This is a genomic window from Pseudonocardia yuanmonensis (genome assembly GCF_039542425.1).
Lineage (GTDB): Bacteria > Actinomycetota > Actinomycetes > Mycobacteriales > Pseudonocardiaceae > Pseudonocardia > Pseudonocardia yuanmonensis.
Genome location: NZ_BAABIC010000002.1, coordinates 152,934 through 168,226, shown reverse-complemented (window position 1 = coordinate 168,226; position 15,293 = coordinate 152,934). Strand labels below are relative to the sequence as shown.

At 75.9% G+C, this 15,293-nt stretch carries 14 protein-coding genes; 6 read left to right on the top strand and 8 right to left on the bottom strand.

Annotation, left to right across the window (positions count from 1 at the left end; all coding sequences use genetic code 11):
• Window positions 1-90: 90 nt before the first annotated feature.
• On the top strand, window positions 91-855 hold the full coding sequence (locus ABD990_RS03170; protein ID WP_345378191.1) for an IclR family transcriptional regulator: 765 nt from the start codon (window positions 91-93) through the stop codon (window positions 853-855).
• 49 nt (window positions 856-904) lie between these two features.
• Here the strand turns inward: ABD990_RS03170 and ABD990_RS03165 are convergent, their stop codons facing one another.
• The 6 genes from ABD990_RS03165 to hrcA form a co-directional block, all read right to left on the bottom strand.
• Window positions 905-1,960 (bottom strand): PhoH family protein, encoded by a 1,056-nt coding sequence (locus ABD990_RS03165; RefSeq protein WP_345378190.1) that lies wholly within the window; start codon window positions 1,958-1,960, stop codon window positions 905-907.
• A gap of 285 nt (window positions 1,961-2,245) precedes the next feature.
• The gene (locus ABD990_RS03160) at window positions 2,246-3,868 is read right to left on the bottom strand and encodes a thiamine pyrophosphate-binding protein (RefSeq protein ID WP_345378189.1); all 1,623 of its coding nucleotides are present in this window, start codon (window positions 3,866-3,868) and stop codon (window positions 2,246-2,248) included.
• Between the two features lie 7 nt (window positions 3,869-3,875).
• Window positions 3,876-4,649, bottom strand: a complete 774-nt coding sequence (locus ABD990_RS03155) for a cyclase family protein (protein WP_345378187.1) — start codon at window positions 4,647-4,649, stop codon at window positions 3,876-3,878.
• A 209-nt stretch (window positions 4,650-4,858) separates the two neighbouring features.
• Complete coding sequence (locus ABD990_RS03150; RefSeq protein ID WP_345378185.1) at window positions 4,859-5,611, bottom strand: 16S rRNA (uracil(1498)-N(3))-methyltransferase; 753 nt, start codon at window positions 5,609-5,611, stop codon at window positions 4,859-4,861.
• Window positions 5,612-5,621: 10 nt separating this feature from the next.
• The gene (dnaJ, locus tag ABD990_RS03145) at window positions 5,622-6,779 is read right to left on the bottom strand and encodes a molecular chaperone DnaJ (protein WP_345378567.1); all 1,158 of its coding nucleotides are present in this window, start codon (window positions 6,777-6,779) and stop codon (window positions 5,622-5,624) included.
• Window positions 6,780-6,849: 70 nt separating this feature from the next.
• Window positions 6,850-7,869, bottom strand: a complete 1,020-nt coding sequence (gene hrcA, locus ABD990_RS03140) for a heat-inducible transcriptional repressor HrcA (protein WP_345378183.1) — start codon at window positions 7,867-7,869, stop codon at window positions 6,850-6,852.
• Window positions 7,870-8,068: 199 nt separating this feature from the next.
• On the opposite strand from hrcA, the gene ABD990_RS03135 reads away from it, so the two are divergent.
• The 5 genes from ABD990_RS03135 (at window position 8,069) to ABD990_RS03115 (ending at window position 12,553) form a co-directional block, all read left to right on the top strand.
• Entirely contained in the window at window positions 8,069-8,626 is a 558-nt protein-coding gene (locus ABD990_RS03135; RefSeq protein WP_345378182.1) for an ASCH domain-containing protein, read from the top strand.
• Between the two features lie 142 nt (window positions 8,627-8,768).
• Entirely contained in the window at window positions 8,769-9,632 is an 864-nt protein-coding gene (locus tag ABD990_RS03130) for a DMT family transporter (RefSeq protein WP_345378180.1), read from the top strand.
• 46 nt (window positions 9,633-9,678) lie between these two features.
• A complete protein-coding gene (locus ABD990_RS03125) occupies window positions 9,679-10,776 on the top strand; it encodes a hypothetical protein (protein ID WP_345378179.1) in 1,098 nt (365 codons plus the stop codon).
• Window positions 10,773-11,726 (top strand): ABC transporter ATP-binding protein, encoded by a 954-nt coding sequence (locus ABD990_RS03120; protein ID WP_345378177.1) that lies wholly within the window; start codon window positions 10,773-10,775, stop codon window positions 11,724-11,726. The genes ABD990_RS03125 and ABD990_RS03120 overlap by 4 nt, the downstream gene beginning before the upstream one ends.
• Complete coding sequence (locus ABD990_RS03115) at window positions 11,723-12,553, top strand: ABC transporter permease (RefSeq protein ID WP_345378176.1); 831 nt, start codon at window positions 11,723-11,725, stop codon at window positions 12,551-12,553. The genes ABD990_RS03120 and ABD990_RS03115 overlap by 4 nt, the downstream gene beginning before the upstream one ends.
• Window positions 12,554-12,936: 383 nt before the next feature.
• Here ABD990_RS03115 and ABD990_RS03110 read toward each other — a convergent pair whose 3' ends face one another.
• Entirely contained in the window at window positions 12,937-13,731 is a 795-nt protein-coding gene (locus ABD990_RS03110; protein WP_345378175.1) for an esterase/lipase family protein, read from the bottom strand.
• Window positions 13,728-14,894: a radical SAM family heme chaperone HemW gene (hemW, locus tag ABD990_RS03105; RefSeq protein ID WP_345378174.1), complete on the bottom strand. Its 1,167-nt coding sequence runs from the start codon at window positions 14,892-14,894 to the stop codon at window positions 13,728-13,730. Before hemW ends, ABD990_RS03110 begins: the two co-directional genes overlap by 4 nt.
• Between the last annotated feature and the right edge of the window lie 399 nt (window positions 14,895-15,293).

The following is a 15,293-nucleotide window of genomic DNA, read 5'->3' as shown; positions in this document are numbered from 1 at the left end:
GGGTCCTCCGTCGCACCCGAAGCCCGTTCGGCTATGCCGAAGACCTGTCGGACGCTACTGTGACCTGGCGCACGACACAAGGAGCGAGTGGTGATCCAGTCCGTCGACCGGGCCCTGCGGGTGCTGGCGGTGCTGCAGGGGGCGCGGCGGCGCAGCCTCGGCGAGATCGCGACGGGCTGCGGGCTCGCCCCCTCGACGGTGCACGGGCTCGTCCGCACGCTGGTCGCGCACGGCATGGTCGTCCAGGAGCGGGACTCCGGCCTCTACCGGCTCGGGCCGGCGACGCTCCGGCTGGGCAACGTCTACCTGGACAACCTCGAGCTGCGGGCCCGGGCCCAACCGTGGGCGGAGGACCTGGCCCGGCGCACGGGGTGCGCGGTGCGGGTGGCGGTGGCCCTGCAGCGCGACGCGATCGTGGTCGGGCACGAGCCCCGGCCCGACGGCAGCCGGCAGATGACCGAGGTGGGCATCGTGGTGCCGGCGCACGCCTGCGCGGTGGGGAAGGCGCTGCTGGCCTACGGCGCGTGCGAACGCGCCGACCGGCCGCGTCGGATGACGGGCGAGACCGTGACCGAGTCGCGGGCGCTCGACGCGCAGCTGGCCGCGGTACGCCGCACCGGGCTCGCCACCGAGGTCGAGGAGGCCGTGCTCGGCGAGTGCGGGCTGGCCTCGCCCGTCGCCGCGGCCGACGGCGTGGTCGCGGGCGCGATCGGGCTCGTGGTGCCCGCCGGGGAGTGGCCGCTGCCGCCCGGCGCCCCGGACGCGCTGCGGCACACCGCCCGCACGATCTCGCGGGAGCTCGGCGCCACGACCTGGCCCCCGGTCGTCGAGGGCCGGGACGAGGCGGCCTCCTGACCGCCGCCCGCGACCGGGACCTCGGGCCTCCGGAGGCCGCGGGCGCCGCTCAGCGGCGGCGGGAGCGGCGGTCCTGCGGTGGGCCGGTGCGCGGGGCGGCGCTGCGCAGCTGCCCCCGGTTCTGGTCCGCGTCGAAGCGGGCGTAGGCGTCGACGATGTCGCTGACCAGCCGGTGCCGCACGACGTCGCTGCTGGTCAGCTCGGGGAAGGCCACGTCGTCCACCCCGAACAGGATGTCCTGGACGACCTGCAGGCCCGACCGGGTGCTCCCCGGCAGGTCGATCTGCGTGACGTCGCCCGTGACCACGATCTTCGAGCCGAAGCCGAGCCGGGTCAGGAACATCTTCATCTGCTCGGGCGTGGTGTTCTGCGCCTCGTCGAGGATGATGAACGCGTCGTTCAGCGTGCGGCCGCGCATGTACGCCAGCGGCGCGATCTCGATCGTCCCGGCGGCGATGAGCTTCGGGATCGACTCGGGGTCGACCATGTCGTGCAGGGCGTCGTACAGCGGGCGCAGGTACGGGTCGATCTTCTCGTAGAGCGTGCCCGGCAGGTAGCCGAGCCGCTCCCCCGCCTCGACGGCCGGGCGGGTCAGGATGATCCGGTTGACCTGCTTGGCCTGCAGCGCCTGCACGGCCTTGGCCATCGCCAGGTACGTCTTGCCGGTACCGGCGGGGCCGATCCCGAAGACGATGGTGTTCGCGTCGATCGCGTCGACGTAGCGCTTCTGGTTCAGCGTCTTCGGCCGGATGGTCCTGCCCCGACGCGAGACGATGTCGAGGCTCAGCACCTCCGCGGGCGACTCGCCGCGCACGGCGGCGACCGCGGGGTCGGCCTCGCCGAGCATCTCGACGGTCCGGCGCACGGTGTCCGACCCGACCTGCTGCCCCCGCTCGGCGAGGGTGATGAGCTCGGCGAACACACGCTCGGCGAACGCCACGTCGGCGGGCTCGCCCGAGAGGGTCAGCTCGTTGCCCCGGACGTGCACGTCCGCGGCCAGCAGCTCCTCGGCGGTGCGCAAGGACTCGTCTCTCGAGCCGAGCAGCGCGAGCAGCGCGGTGTCCGGGACTGCGATGCGGGACTGGACGGGGTCCGGCTGCGTCACGTGGTCTTGTCGCCTGCTTCCTGCTGCTCTGTGGTCCCCGTGACGGGGGTGCCCTGCGGTGTCGGCGGTTCGATGTTACCGCCGGGCACCGACACTCCGCCCCACCATTCGGCCGTCGCGAGGCTCACCCTCGAGCGGTCGCCGCGGACGCCCCGCCAGGCGCCCGTCAGTGCCCCCAGTGCCCGTCATTGCCCCCAGTGCCCGTCATTGCCCCCAGTGCCCGTCAGTGCCCCCAGTGCCCCCCAGTGCCCCCAGTGCCCCCGGCCCCGGTGCCCCCGGTGCCCCCTAGTGCCCGCGGAACGCCTCCTGCAGCCACCAGGACCCGCCGTCCGACGCGATCTTGGCGTCGACCAGCAGCGCGCGGCTCCGCGGGCCCGCCAACCAGTCGGCGACCCCCTTGAGGTCCCCCGGCTCGCGGACCGTCACCGCGTCGAGCCCGTACCCGCGGCCGATCGCGGCGATGTCGGTCTCCGGGAACCGGACCGTGGTGTGGTCGGCGTCGGTGAAGTGGTGCACCTCGGCGCCGTAGGCGCGGTCGTCGTAGACCACGACGACCATCGGGATCCCCAGCCGGGCCACCGTGTCCAGCTCGGCCGCACCCATGAGCGCCCCGCCGTCGCCGAGTGCGGCGACGGCGAGCCGGTCGGGGCGCGCCAGCGCCGCGCCGACCGCGGTGGCCAGGCCGAGCCCGATCGACTGGAAGCCCTGGGTGAAGCAGAACCCGAACTCGTCGGGAACCTGCAGGTAGGCGGCCGGGTAGCCCATGAAGTTGCCCGAGTCGACGGCCACGACCCGTTCCTCGGGCAGCAGGTCGTCGAGCGCGATCGTCAGCGTCCGCGGGTCGATGCCCTCCGGGCCGGTCAGGTCCGTGTACGGGACGTCCCGCAGGCGCACGCGTTCGCCGATCGCCGCCCGGACCTCGGGGGTCCGGTAGCCCGTGTGGCGGGTGACCGCGCCGAGCAGGTCCGCGGCGGTGGCGGCGACGTCGCCCACCACCCCGAGGTCGACCGGCCGGTGGGCGCCGAGCGCGTCGACGTCCAGGTCGACCTGGGCCACCCGCGCCCCCTCGCCGATCAGCCGGCCGTGCCGGGTCGTCCACATCGTCAGCGCGCACCCCCACGCGACGACGAGGTCGGCGTCGGCGATCAGCTCGGCCGCCAGCGGCGAGGCGAACCCGCCGGAGATCCCGAGCGACCAGGGGTCGTCGTGGAACAGCCCGGAGGCCACCGCCGAGGTCGCGAGCAGGGCACCGGACGCCTCGGCGAGCGCGCGCAGCTCCTCCCGGGCCCCGCGGGCGCCGCGACCCGCGACGAAGACCGGCCGCTGCGCGCCGTCCAGCAGGGCGGCCAGGGCCGCGATCCCCTGGGCCGAGGCCCGCGGCGGGGCGACGGGCGGGAGCGCGGGCAGCGGGGCGGGCTCGGCCGGCGCGGCCTGGACGTCGAGCGGCAGGTTGAGCACCACCGTGCGGCGCTGCTCGACGGCGGTCCGGTGGGCGCGGACGGTGTCGGCGAGCGCGGTCTCCGGCGAGTGCACCCGCTCGGCGACCGCACCGACGGCCGCGACCAGCGCGTCCTGGTCGATGCGGAAGTTGGAGCGCACGGCGGACCCGGCGGTGTCCGCGGCGAGGACGATCAGCGGCGTCCGGCTCTTCGCGGCCTCGGTGACTCCCGTGAGGCCGTTGGTGAGCCCGCAGCCCTGGTGCACCGACAGCACCGCCGGGCGGCCGGACATGCGGGCGAACGCGTCCGCCATCGTCGCCGCGCCGCCCTCGTGGCGGGTCGCGGTGAACGGGACGCCCGCCTCCCGCAGCGCGTTCGTGACGTGGAAGTTCCCGCTCCCGACCACCCCGAACGCGTGCCCGACGCCCAGCTCCGCGAGCGTCCGTCCGACGAGCTCGGAGACGATCACGGGACGATCACCTCTCCACCAGTGCCAGCACCCGCGCCGGCGACCCCGAGCCGCCGACGATCGGCAGCGGCGAGGTGAGCAGCACCGCCCCGGTCGGCGGCAGCGTCGCGAGGTTCTGCAGCTGGGTGAGCCCGTACTTGCCCGCGCCGAGCAGGAAGGAGTGGCACGGGAAGGGCGGGTCGAAGGAGTGCGCGGCCCCGGCGTCCGTCCCGACCGTCTCGGTGCCGAACCCGATGATCGGCGCCTCCTCGGCCAGCCAGGTCGCGCACTCGACCGAGACGCCGGGGGTGTGCGGGCCGTTCTCGTCCGCGTTGAGGAAGGCCTCGGCGTCCGCCGAGCGGGCGTCCCAGCCGGTCCGGTAGAGCAGCCAGCCGCCCTCGGGCAGCGGGCCGTGCTCGGCCTCCCACGCCTTGACGTGGTCGATCTCCAGCAGGAAGTCCGGGTCGGCGGCCGACTCGGCCGAGAAGTCCAGCACCGCGGCCGGGGCCAGCAGCCGCCCCGCGGGGACCTGGGAGACGTCCTCGCCGTCCCGCCCGGTCACCCAGTGCACCGGTGCGTCGAAGTGGGTGCCGCTGTGCTCGCCGGTGTGGATGTCGTTCCAGTACCAGGCGGGGCCGCGCTCGTCGTAGCGGCTGATCTCGGACAGCGAGAAGGGGATCGTGTTCGCGAACGGCGGCGGCAGCTGCAGGATCGGCGTTCCGGAGTGCAGCGGAGCGGTCAGGTCGACGACCTCGACGCGCCGGGAGGACAAGGCGGAGAGCAGCTCCTGCAGGACACCCATGAGCGGGAACCTACTGACTCCCCGTGGCGCGCCGCGACGACCGGGGGGAGGACCGTCGCGGCGCGGCCGCCTCGTCCGGCGGCCCCCGCGGCGCCGTGCACGGGCTGCGGGACCGGGTGCTCACCAGGGGGGTGGGTGAGCCGCCACGAGACTAGACCAGGTGCTTGCCACGTCACGCAGTCGGTGCGGTGTGCGCCACGTGGCTCGCGTCACGCCGGGCGGTCGGCGGACCGGACGGCCCAGCGCCGGGTGAGCACCCCGATCGCGCCCAGCGCGACCGCCGCGGCGGTCGAGGCCCGCAGCACCTCCGGGCCCAACCGGACCGGACGCGCCCCGGCCGCGGTGAGGGCGGTCAGCTCCTCGTCCGAGACCCCGCCCTCGGGCCCGACGACGAGCAGCACCTCGCCCTCGGCCGGCAGGTCGGCGGCGGACAGCACGGCCCCCGCGCTCTCGTGCAGCACCAGGGCGGGACCGCCGCGGGCGACCAGGTCGGCGGTGGTGACGGGCTCGCCCACCTCGGGGATCCAGGGCCGTCGGGCCTGCTTGCCGGCCTCGCGGACCGTGGAGCGCCAGCGGGCGAGGGCCTTCTCGCCGCGCGGCCCCTGCTCCCAGCGCGCGACGCAGCGCGCCGCCCGCCACGGCAGGATCGCGTCGACGCCCGCCTCGGTGGCCAGCTCGACCGCCAGCTCGCCGCGGTCGCCCTTCACCAGCGCCTGCGCGAGCACGACCCGCGGCGCGGGCGCCGGGTGCCGCACCACCTCGTCGAGCGCGAACTCCACCGAGTCCTTGGCCACGGACACCGCGTGGGCCCGGGCGACGGCGCCCCGGCCGTCGCCGAGCTGCACGACCTCGCCGACCCGGATCCGCTTGACGGCGGCGGCGTGCCGGCCCTCCGGCCCGTCGAGCAGCACGGTCCCGGCCTCCGGGAGCTCCCCGACCAGGAACAGCGGGGCGGTGCTCACCGACCGCCCACTACCGGAAGGAGTCCCGCAGCCGGGCGAAGAGCCCGTGCCCGTTCCGGGCGCCGACGGCAAGGTCGGGCTGCTCCTCGCCGCGCAGCCTCGCGAGCTGGCGCAGCAGCTCGGTCTGCTCCTTGTCGAGCTTGGTCGGGACGGTGACGTCGACGTGCACGATCAGGTCGCCGTGGCCGTCGATCCGGCCCGTGGAGCGCAGCCGCGGCATGCCCTTCCCGCGCAGCGTGCGCAGCGTGCCGGCCTGCGTGCCCGGCTCGACGTGCAGGTCCTCCGTGGAGCCGTCGAGCATCGGCAGCGGGAGCGTGGCCCCGAGCGCCGCCGCGGTCATCGGCAGCGGCAGCCGGACGTGCAGGTCCGCGCCGTCGCGCTGGAAGACCTCGTGCGGGATCTCCTCGACCTCGACGTACAGGTCGCCGGCCGGGCCGCCGCCCGCGCCGACCTCGCCCTGGCCCGCCAGCCGCACGCGCATCCCGTCGGCCACGCCGGCCGGGATCCGCACGCCGACGCTGCGCCGCGAGCGCACCCGGCCGTCGCCCGCGCACTGCCGGCACGGCTCGGGAATGACCTCGCCGAGGCCCCGGCAGGTCGGGCAGGGGCGGGAGGTGACGACCTGGCCGAGGAACGAGCGCTGCACGCTCTGCACCTCGCCGCGGCCGCCGCAGGTCTCGCAGGTGTGCGGGCGGGTGCCCGGGGCGCAGCCGTCCCCGCCGCACTCCGAGCACAGCACCGCGGTGTCCACGGTCAGCTCGCGCTGCACGCCCGTGGCGCACTCCTCCAGCGTGAGCTGCATCCGGATGAGCGCGTCCGCCCCGGGCTGCACCCGGCTGCGCGGGCCCCGGGAGCGGCCGCCCGCGGCGCCGCCGAAGAACGCGTCCATGATGTCGCCGAAGCCGAAGGCGCTGAACGGGTCCCCCCCGCCCGCGCCGCCGACGCGGCCGTTGTCCATCGGGTCGCCGCCCAGGTCGACGATCCGCCGCTTCTCCGGGTCCGTGAGGACCTCGTAGGCCGTGCTGACCTCGCGAAAGCGCTCCTGCGCGCCCGGGTCCGGGTTGACGTCCGGGTGCAGCTCCCGGGCCAGTTTGCGGTAGGCCCGCTTCAGTTCGGCGGCATCCGCGCCCGGCTCGACGCCCAGGATGCCGTAGTAGTCCCGTGCCACCCTCGAAGTCCCCATGATCCTTCTGTGCTCGACAGCTCAGTACCGCTCGACGGCTCGGCCCGGTGGGGCGCTAGCGCCCCGCCAGGATCTCACCCACGTACCGGGCGACGGCGTGCACCGCCGCCATCGTGCCCGGGTAGTCCATCCGGGTCGGCCCGACGACGCCCATTCCGCCCACGACGGTGCCCGGCCCGTAGCCGATCGACACGACCGAGGCCGTGTGCAGGTCGGCCGACTCGTTCTCCTCGCCGATGCGCACCGTGACCAGGCCCGGGTCCTGGGCCGCGGCCAGCAGCTTCAGCACCACCACCTGCTCCTCGAGCGCCTCGAGGACCTGTCGCAGCGATCCCGGGAAGTCCGCGGAGTTGCGCGTCAGGTTCGCCGTGCCGCCGAGGACCAGGCGCTCCTCGGGATGCTCCACCAGCGTCTCGATCAGCACCGTGGACACGGTGAGCATGACGTCGTGCAGCTCCTTGGGCACGGAGTGCGGCAGGTCGGCCACCCGCGCGGACGCGTCGGCCAGCCGCCTGCCGGCCAGCGCCTGGTTCAGCAGGGTGCGCAGCCGGCCCGCGTCCTCCTCGGTGACGACCTGACCCAGGTCGACCATCCGCTGGTCCACCCGCCCGGAGTCGGTGATCAGCACCAGCATCAGCCGCGCGGGTGTGAGCTGGACGACCTCGAGGTGCCGGACCGTGGACCGGGTCAGCGTCGGGTACTGGACGACGGCGACCTGCCGGGTCAGCTGCGCGAGCAGCCGGACGCTGCGGCGGAGCACGTCGTCCAGGTCGAGCGCGCCCTCCAGGAAGGTCTGGACGGCCTTGCGCTCGGCGGCCGACAACGGTTTGACCTGGGCCAGCCGGTCGACGAACAGCCGGTAGCCCTTGTCGGTCGGGATGCGGCCGGCGCTGGTGTGCGGCTGGGCGATCAGCCCGTCCTCCTCCAGCGCCGCCATGTCGTTGCGTACCGTGGCGCTGGAGACCCCGAGGTTGTGGCGCTCCACGATCGCCTTGGAGCCCACCGGTTCCTGGGTCGAGACGTAGTCCGCCACGATCGCCTGGAGGACCGCGAAGCGGCGTTCGTCGGCGTTCACCGCACACACCTCCCTGCTGACCCGCACACGTCACCGGACGTTCGTCCAGTCTATGCGGAAGCGACCCCCCGCCGCCCGGACGCGAGGTGTGACCCGGCTCAGGTTTCTGCGTCTCCCCCGCTCAACCCTTCCCGTGAGCGCCGGCTGCCCCTAGAACGGCAGGTGCCGCTCACGACCACCTTCCACCTGGGGGTTCGCCGTGCTGCTCCGCCGCCCCACGCTCGACGGCATCGCCGCCGGCGCGATCACCTGCGCCTTCCGCCGCTGGGACCGGCCGCGGGTCAGGCCGGGGACCCGGCTGCGCACGGCCGTCGGGGTGCTCGCCGTGAGCGCCGTCGAACCCGTCGAGCCCGCCGACCTGACCGAGGCCGACGCCCGCGCCGCCGGCCACCCCGACCTGGCCGACCTGCGGGCGATGCTGGACCGTCGGGAGGGCCGCGTCTGGCGGGTGGACCTGCACCTCGACGGCCCGGACCCCCGCATCGCGCTGCGCTCGGCGGAGGTGGACGCCACCGCGCGGGCCGAGCTCGACGCCCGGCTGGCCCGGCTCGACCGGACCCGGCCGTGGACCGCCGGGACGCTGGCGCTGATCGCGGACAACCCCGGCGTCCGGGCGCCTGACCTGGCCGCCCGCCTCGGGCGGGAGACCGCGGCGTTCAAGCGGGACGTCCGCAAGCTCAAGGAGCTCGGGCTCACGGAGAGCCTGGAGGTCGGCTACCGGCTCAGCCCCCGCGGGCGGGCGTACCTGCGGCGGTAGCGGCCGGTGACGCAGGTCGCGGACACGGGCGTCCGTCCGCCGGGTTTACCGCGCCCCGTTTCAGGTATCGCCGCTCCCTGCCCGCGCTCGAAGGCGGGTGGGCGGGGTACTCCCGCTGCAGAGCGGGGAGGGAGGACGTGCGGTGACGGGGCTGGCCATCGGCCTGGCCGCCGCGGCGGGGCTGGCCGCCGCGGCCGGCGACGTGCTGCAACGCGGCTCGGCGCGCCACGAGAAGAGCGACCCCCACGAGTCCGTGCGCCTGCTGGTGCGGCTGCTGCGCAGGCCGTTGTGGCTGCTCGGTGTGCTGACGAGCCTCGTCGGTCTCGGGCTGCACGTCGCGGCGCTGTCCCTGGGCCAGCTCGCCGTGGTGCAGCCCGTGCTGATCACCGAGCTGCCGCTGTCCGTGCTGGGCTCGGCGTTGTTCCTCGGCCACCGGCTCACCGCCCGGGACTGGGGCGCCGTGGCGCTGCTGGCCGTGGCCCTGGGCGGGTTCGTGGCGCTCCTCGCGCCCGAGCGCGGCGACCCGCTCGCCGTGACCGGCGCGACGTGGGCGATCGGCGTCGGCGCGCTGCTCGTCCTGGTCGGCGTGCTGACGGCCGTCGCCTGGCGGGTGCGCCCCGGACCGCGGGCGGCGCTGCTGGGCGTCGCGAGCGGGGCGGGGTACGGGCTGGCGGGGGTGCTCTTCGCCGCCGCCGGCCGGCGCATCGGGCCGGAGGGCCCCGCGGCCGCGCTGACGACCTGGCAGGCGTACGCCGCCGTCGCCGCCGGCCTGGTGGCCTTCTACCTGCTGCAGAACGCGCTGGCCGCCGGCACGCTCGTCGCCGCGGGGCCGGGCGTGACGCTGACCAACCCGCTGGTCGCCGTGCTCTGGGGCGTCCTCGTGTTCGGAGAGACCACGGCGACCGGGTGGCGGTTGGCCGCGGCCCTGGTGGCCGCGGCCCTGATCGTCCTCGGGGTGGTCGTGCTGGCCCGCTCCCCCGCGTTGCGCGACGGCGAGGACGGATGACCGGCCCACACACGCCCTTCACCCGCGGGTGGCAGTCTGGACGGGGATGGCTGCTCCCCGGGTGACCCGACGCTGGGTGCTGGTCGTCGCCGGCACCGCGGCACTCCTCGGCGCGGCCGCGACCACCCTGCCGGCGAGCGGGTCGGACGAGCCGGCGGAGGCGCTGCGCGGCCGGGTGCTGGCCGGGGTCCCGCCGCACGTCGGGTACGCCGAGAGCACCGGTCGGCTCGGGCTGCCCGAGATCCCCGCGCTGGAGCAGGTCACGGCGCTGTTCACCGGCGTCACGCAGCTGCGCGCCTACGTGGCCGGACCGGACCGGTGGCGGGTCGACGAGCTCACCCCGGCCGGCGAGCGCGACACCTACCGCCGCGACGGCCGCGAGTACCTCTGGGACTTCGGCGCGAACCAGCTCACCACGGTCACCGGCGAGACCCCGGTCCGGCTCCCCCGGGCCGGCGACCTCGTGCCCTCCGAGCTGGCCCGCCGGCTCGTCGGACTGACCCGGACCGACCCCGTGATGTCGCTCGAGCCGCGCCGGATCGCCGGGTTCTCCGCCGCGGGCCTCCGGATCAGCCCGGCAGACCCGGACACCACCGTCGGGCGCATCGACGTCTGGTGCGACCCGTCGTCCGGCCTGCCGCTGCGCGTCGAGGTGGCCGCGCGCACGGACGACCGCCCGCTGCTGTTCACCGAGTTCCTGGAGGTCGCGCTGACCGTCCCCGACGACCGCACCCTCACCCCCGCCGTGCCGCCCGGCGCCGGATCGGTCGCCGCGGAGGCCGCCGACCTCGCCGGGGCCCTCCGCCAGCTCGACGCCGCCGACCCGCCCGCACGCCTCGCCGGCCGCGACCGCGTCCCGCTCGGGGAGGGCCTGCCCGGGGTCGGGGTGTACGGCGCCGGGGTGGCCGGGTTCGTGCTGGTCCCGGCCTCACGGGGGATCGCCGACCGGGTGATCGACGGCGCCCCGTCCGCCGGCGGGGTCACCGTCGACGTCCCCGTCGGCCGGGCCGCGCGGCTCAGCACGCCGCTGCTGTCCGTCGTCGCGCGCGGCGGGATCCGGCGCGGCGGGGTGCTGCTGGCCGGGACCGTCGCGCCCGAGGTGCTGGAGCAGGCCGTGCGGGAGCTCCCGGGGCGGCGCGCGTGATCATCGAGACGAGCGGGCTCACCAAACGGTTCGGCCGGGTCACGGCGGTGCGGGACGTCGCGCTGCAGGTCCCGCCGGGCGTGCGCTTCGGACTGCTCGGCCCCAACGGTTCCGGCAAGACCACGCTGGTCCGGATGCTGCTCGGGCTGGTCCACGCCACGTCCGGCCGGATCGAGGTACTGGGCGAGCCGATGCCGCGGCGGGCGGCGTCCGTGCTGCCGCGGGTCGGGGCGCTCGTGGAGGGCCCGGCGGCGTGGAGCCACCTGTCCGGGCGCGCCAACCTGCGGCTGCTCGACGCGGCGGGGCGCGGCGGGCGGCTGCGGGACCGCCGCCGGCGGGTCGACGACGCCCTGGAGCGGGTCGGGCTCGGCGGCGTCGACCGGCGCCCGGTGCGGGCCTACTCGCTCGGCATGCGCCAGCGGCTCGGCATCGCCGCCGCGCTGCTGCGCGAACCCGAGCTGCTGCTGCTCGACGAGCCCACCAACGGCCTCGACCCCCGCGGCATCCAGGAGATGCGCGCGCTGCTGACCTCGCTGAACGAGGCGGGGACCACCGTGGTGCTGTCCTCGCACCTGCTCACCGAGGTGGAGGCGCTGTGCACGCACGTGGGGGTGATGGACGCCGGGCGGCTCGCGCTGACCTCCCAGCTCGCGGCCCTGCGCACCCCGACCGGCCGGGTCCGGGTCCGCACCCCCGAGCCCGACGCCGTCGTCGGGCTGCTGAACGGGCAGGTCGTCGGCCGCAGCGGGGACACGGTCACGGTGCGCGGGGTGGAGCCCGCGGCGCTCAACGCCCGGCTGGTCGCGGGCGGCGTGCGGGTGACCGGGCTGACCGAGGAACGCCGGACGCTGGAGCAGGTGGTGCTGGAGCTGACCGGGAGCGGGACCGACCGGATGGACCGGGCGACACCCGGTCCGGCCGGGTCCCGGCGGCCGGAGGAGCCCCGGTGATCGGGGTCGAGCTGCGGCTGATGCTGCGCCGCCGGCGGGTGTGGCTGTGCTGGGTGCTGCTCTGCGCGCTGCCCACGCTCGTCGCGATCCTGCTCGCCACCACCCGGCTGGCCCCGCCGCCCGGGCGCGGGGGCGCGTTCCTGTCGGCGGTGGTGAGCAACGGGCAGATCTTCCCGGCGGCCGCGCTCGCGCTCGTCATCCCGATCTTCCTACCGATCACGGTGGCGATCGTCGCGGGCGACACGGTGGCGGGCGAGGCCTCGGCCGGGACGTTGCGGTACCTGCTGGTGCGGCCGGTCGGGCGGGCGCGGCTGCTGATCGCGAAACTGCTCTCGGTGGCGGCGTTCGTGCTGCTCGCGGTGCTGTTCGTGACCCTGGTGTCCTACGTCGTGGGGATCGCCGCGTTCGGCTTCGGGCCGGACGCCTCGCTCGGCGGTGCGGGTGCGATCCCGTCCCTGTCCGGGGTCGAGCTGACGCCGGCGGACGTGATCGCCCGGACCGCGACGACCGTCGGGTACCTGGCGCTGTGCATGCTCGCGCTCGGCGCGGTGGGGCTGTTCTTCTCGACCCTCACCGACTCCCCGCTCGCCGCCACGCTCGGGGTGCTGGCGTTCGTCGTGGCCAGTGCGGCGCTGCAGCCGCTCGACGCCGCCGCCGCGATCGAGCCCTACCTGCCGACCTCGCACTGGCTGGCGTGGATCGACCTCTACCGCGACCCGATCCTCTGGACCAACGTGCGGGAGGGGGCGCTGGTGCAGCTCGGGTACGTCGTCGTCGCCTTCGGCGCCGCCTGGGCCAACTTCAGCACCAAGGACGTGACGACGTGAGGCGACTCCGGCGATCACATCCGGGGTGGCGGCGCCTTGTCACCGTGATCGTCAGGTGCGGTACCTCGCGGCCGTGGGTGGCCGTCGGGTACCGCACGCGGTGATCGTGCGGCGGGTCGGACCGCGTGATCGCCGCTCCTGACCCTTTCCGGCCGCAGACGGCCGTGATCGGTCACCACCGGTGATCACCGCCGGGGTGGAGGTGCTTTTGACCATGTCGTCGGGTGCGGTACCTCGCGGCCGTGGGTGGCCGTCAGGTACCGCGCGCGATGATCAGGACTGGCGGGGCTCAGGGCGGGGCTCAGGGGCGGGCTCAGGGGGCGGGGCTCAGGGGGCGGGGCTCAGGGAGCGGGGCTCAGGGAGCGGGGCTCAGGGAGCGGGGCTCAGGGGGCGGCGGCGGTGCCGCAGCCGGCGCCGGTCAGGTCGATCGGCTGCGCCGCGATGCCCCGCAGGACCAGCCCGGTCACCGTGGGGTCGGTCGGCAGTCCGGAGTGCGTGACGCGGGCGCCCGGGCAGACCTGCTGCACCGGCACGTTGACCGCGCCGGGGAGGTTCGCGGTGTCCGGCGGGGTGGAGGTCTCGTCGTTCCCGGTCCACACCGAGAGCCAGGGCAGGGCGCTCCCGACGCGGGCCCGACCCAGCTCGGCGAGCTCGGCGGATCCGGGCGCGAGCTGGCGGCAGGCCGTGGGGCAGGCGTCCGGCGCCTGGGCGATGGCGACCGCCGCGAGCGAGGTCCCGTTCAGCGGCGAGCCGAGCGTGACGACCCGACGGGCCTTGGCGGCGCCGTCGTCGCGGGCGACCCACAACCCGGCGACCACGCCGCCGGCGCTGTAGCCGACGACGTCGACGGACGGGGCGCCGGCCGCGAGAGCGGCGTCCACGGCGCCGTCGAGCACCTGGACCTGCGCGGACAGGTCGCCGGTGCCGTCACCGACGAGGGTGAGCACCTGCGCGTCGCGGCCGGTCGACTCGATCTGCGCCGCGAGCCGCAGCAGGGAGTCCCGCCCGCCGCCGTAGCCCGGGACCAGCAGCACGGGACCGGGGCGGTCCTGGGCGGGGCGGGCGTCGACGTCGACGCTGGGGCCGGACGATCCCACCACGCGCACGCCGACGACCACCGCCACCACGAGCACGAGCGCGGCCAGGATCGCGACCAGCAGTCTCCGGCGAGGGCTCACGCCGGGGCGCTCTCGCTCGCGAGGAGCAGGTCCTGCACCACGCGGTCGGCGAGCAGACGGCCGGGGCGGGTGAGCACCGCGCGGCCGCGGTCGAGGGCGGCGGGGTCGAGCAGGCCGCCTGCGGCGGCGCGTTCGGCCTCGCGGCGGGCGGGCTCGTCGAGCAGCGCGAGGTCGAGGCCGCTCGCCAGGCGCAGCCGCAGCATCACGCGCTCGGTGTGGCGGTCCTCGGCGGTCAGCACCTCGTGGTCGGCCTCGGGCGAGCCGCCGGCCCCGAGCGCGGCCGCGTAGCGGGCCGGGTGCTTGACGTTCCACCAGCGCCGGCCGGCGAGATGCGAGTGGGCGCCGGGCCCGACGCCCCACCAGTCGCCGTCGAGCCAGTAGCCGAGGTTGTGCCGGCACTCCGCCTCGGGCGTGCGCGCCCAGTTCGAGACCTCGTACCAGTGCAGCCCGGCCGCGCCGAGCAGGTCGTCGATCAGCTCGTAGCGCTCGGCGGCGACGTCGTCGTCCGGCGCGGGCAGCTCCCCGCGGGCGACCCGGCGGGCCAGCGCGGTGCCGTCCTCGACGATCAACGAGTACGCCGAGACGTGGTCGACGCCCGCGGCGAGCACGGCCTCCACGGAGGCGCGCAGATCGTCGGTGGTCTCGCCGGGCGTCGCGTAGATCAGGTCGAGGTTGACGTGCGCGATCCCGGCCGCGGCGGCCTCGCCGGCGGCCTCCACGGCCCGGCCCGGGGTGTGCCGGCGCTCCAGCACCCGCAGGACGTGCGGGGCCGCGGACTGCATGCCGAGCGAGACGCGCGTGAACCCGGCACCGACGAGCTCGGCGAAGAACTCGGGCGACGTCGACTCGGGGTTCGACTCGGTGGTGACCTCGGCACCCGGGGCGAGGCCGAACTCGTCCCGGACGGCGTCGAGCACCGTGCCGAGGCGGGCGGCGCCGATCAGGGACGGGGTCCCGCCGCCGACGAACACGGTGTCCACCGCGCGGTCGCCGACGGTCCGGCGGGCCAGCGCCAGCTCTCGGCGGACGGCCTCGAGCCAGCCGTCGGGCGAGGAGCCGGACCCCTCCAGCTCGGACGCGGTGTAGGTGTTGAAGTCGCAGTAGCCGCAGCGCGACGCGCAGAAGGGCACGTGCACGTAGATCCCGAACGGCGTGCTGCTCACGACTCCCACGGTACGGACTCCCCGCAGTGGCCTCCGGCCGAGCCGGGGAGGGTGCGCTCACACTGGTCTTTGCCGCGGAGGGACGGGATCCGCACTGAGCGCCGGCAGCGCTCCGTACTCGCGATCGAGGGGGCGCGGACTGGAGTGCGAGTGGTACGGCCGGCCGCCGGATCTCCCGCACGCGACTCTCTCCCGCACGCGAATGTCTCCCGCACACGAAGGCCTCCCGCAGGCGAAGGCCTCCCGCAGGCGAAGGCCTCCCGCAGCCGAAGGCCTCCCGCACGCGGATGCGCGAGCACTGCAAAGGTGTTCCGGGGGATGACGTCGGCCACGCCGCGGTGGCGACGAGGTGCTGCGGCACCACCGACGGCGATCGGCGAGCGACGCGTCCATCGCCGG

Bases quoted from the DNA above. Each gene is read 5' to 3' on its own strand.
- ABD990_RS03125 (WP_345378179.1), top strand. From the start codon at position 9,679: ATGGCTGCTCCCCGGGTGACCCGACGCTGGGTGCTGGTCGTCGCCGGC.
- ABD990_RS03155 (WP_345378187.1), bottom strand. From the start codon at position 4,649: ATGGGTGTCCTGCAGGAGCTGCTCTCCGCCTTGTCCTCCCGGCGCGTC.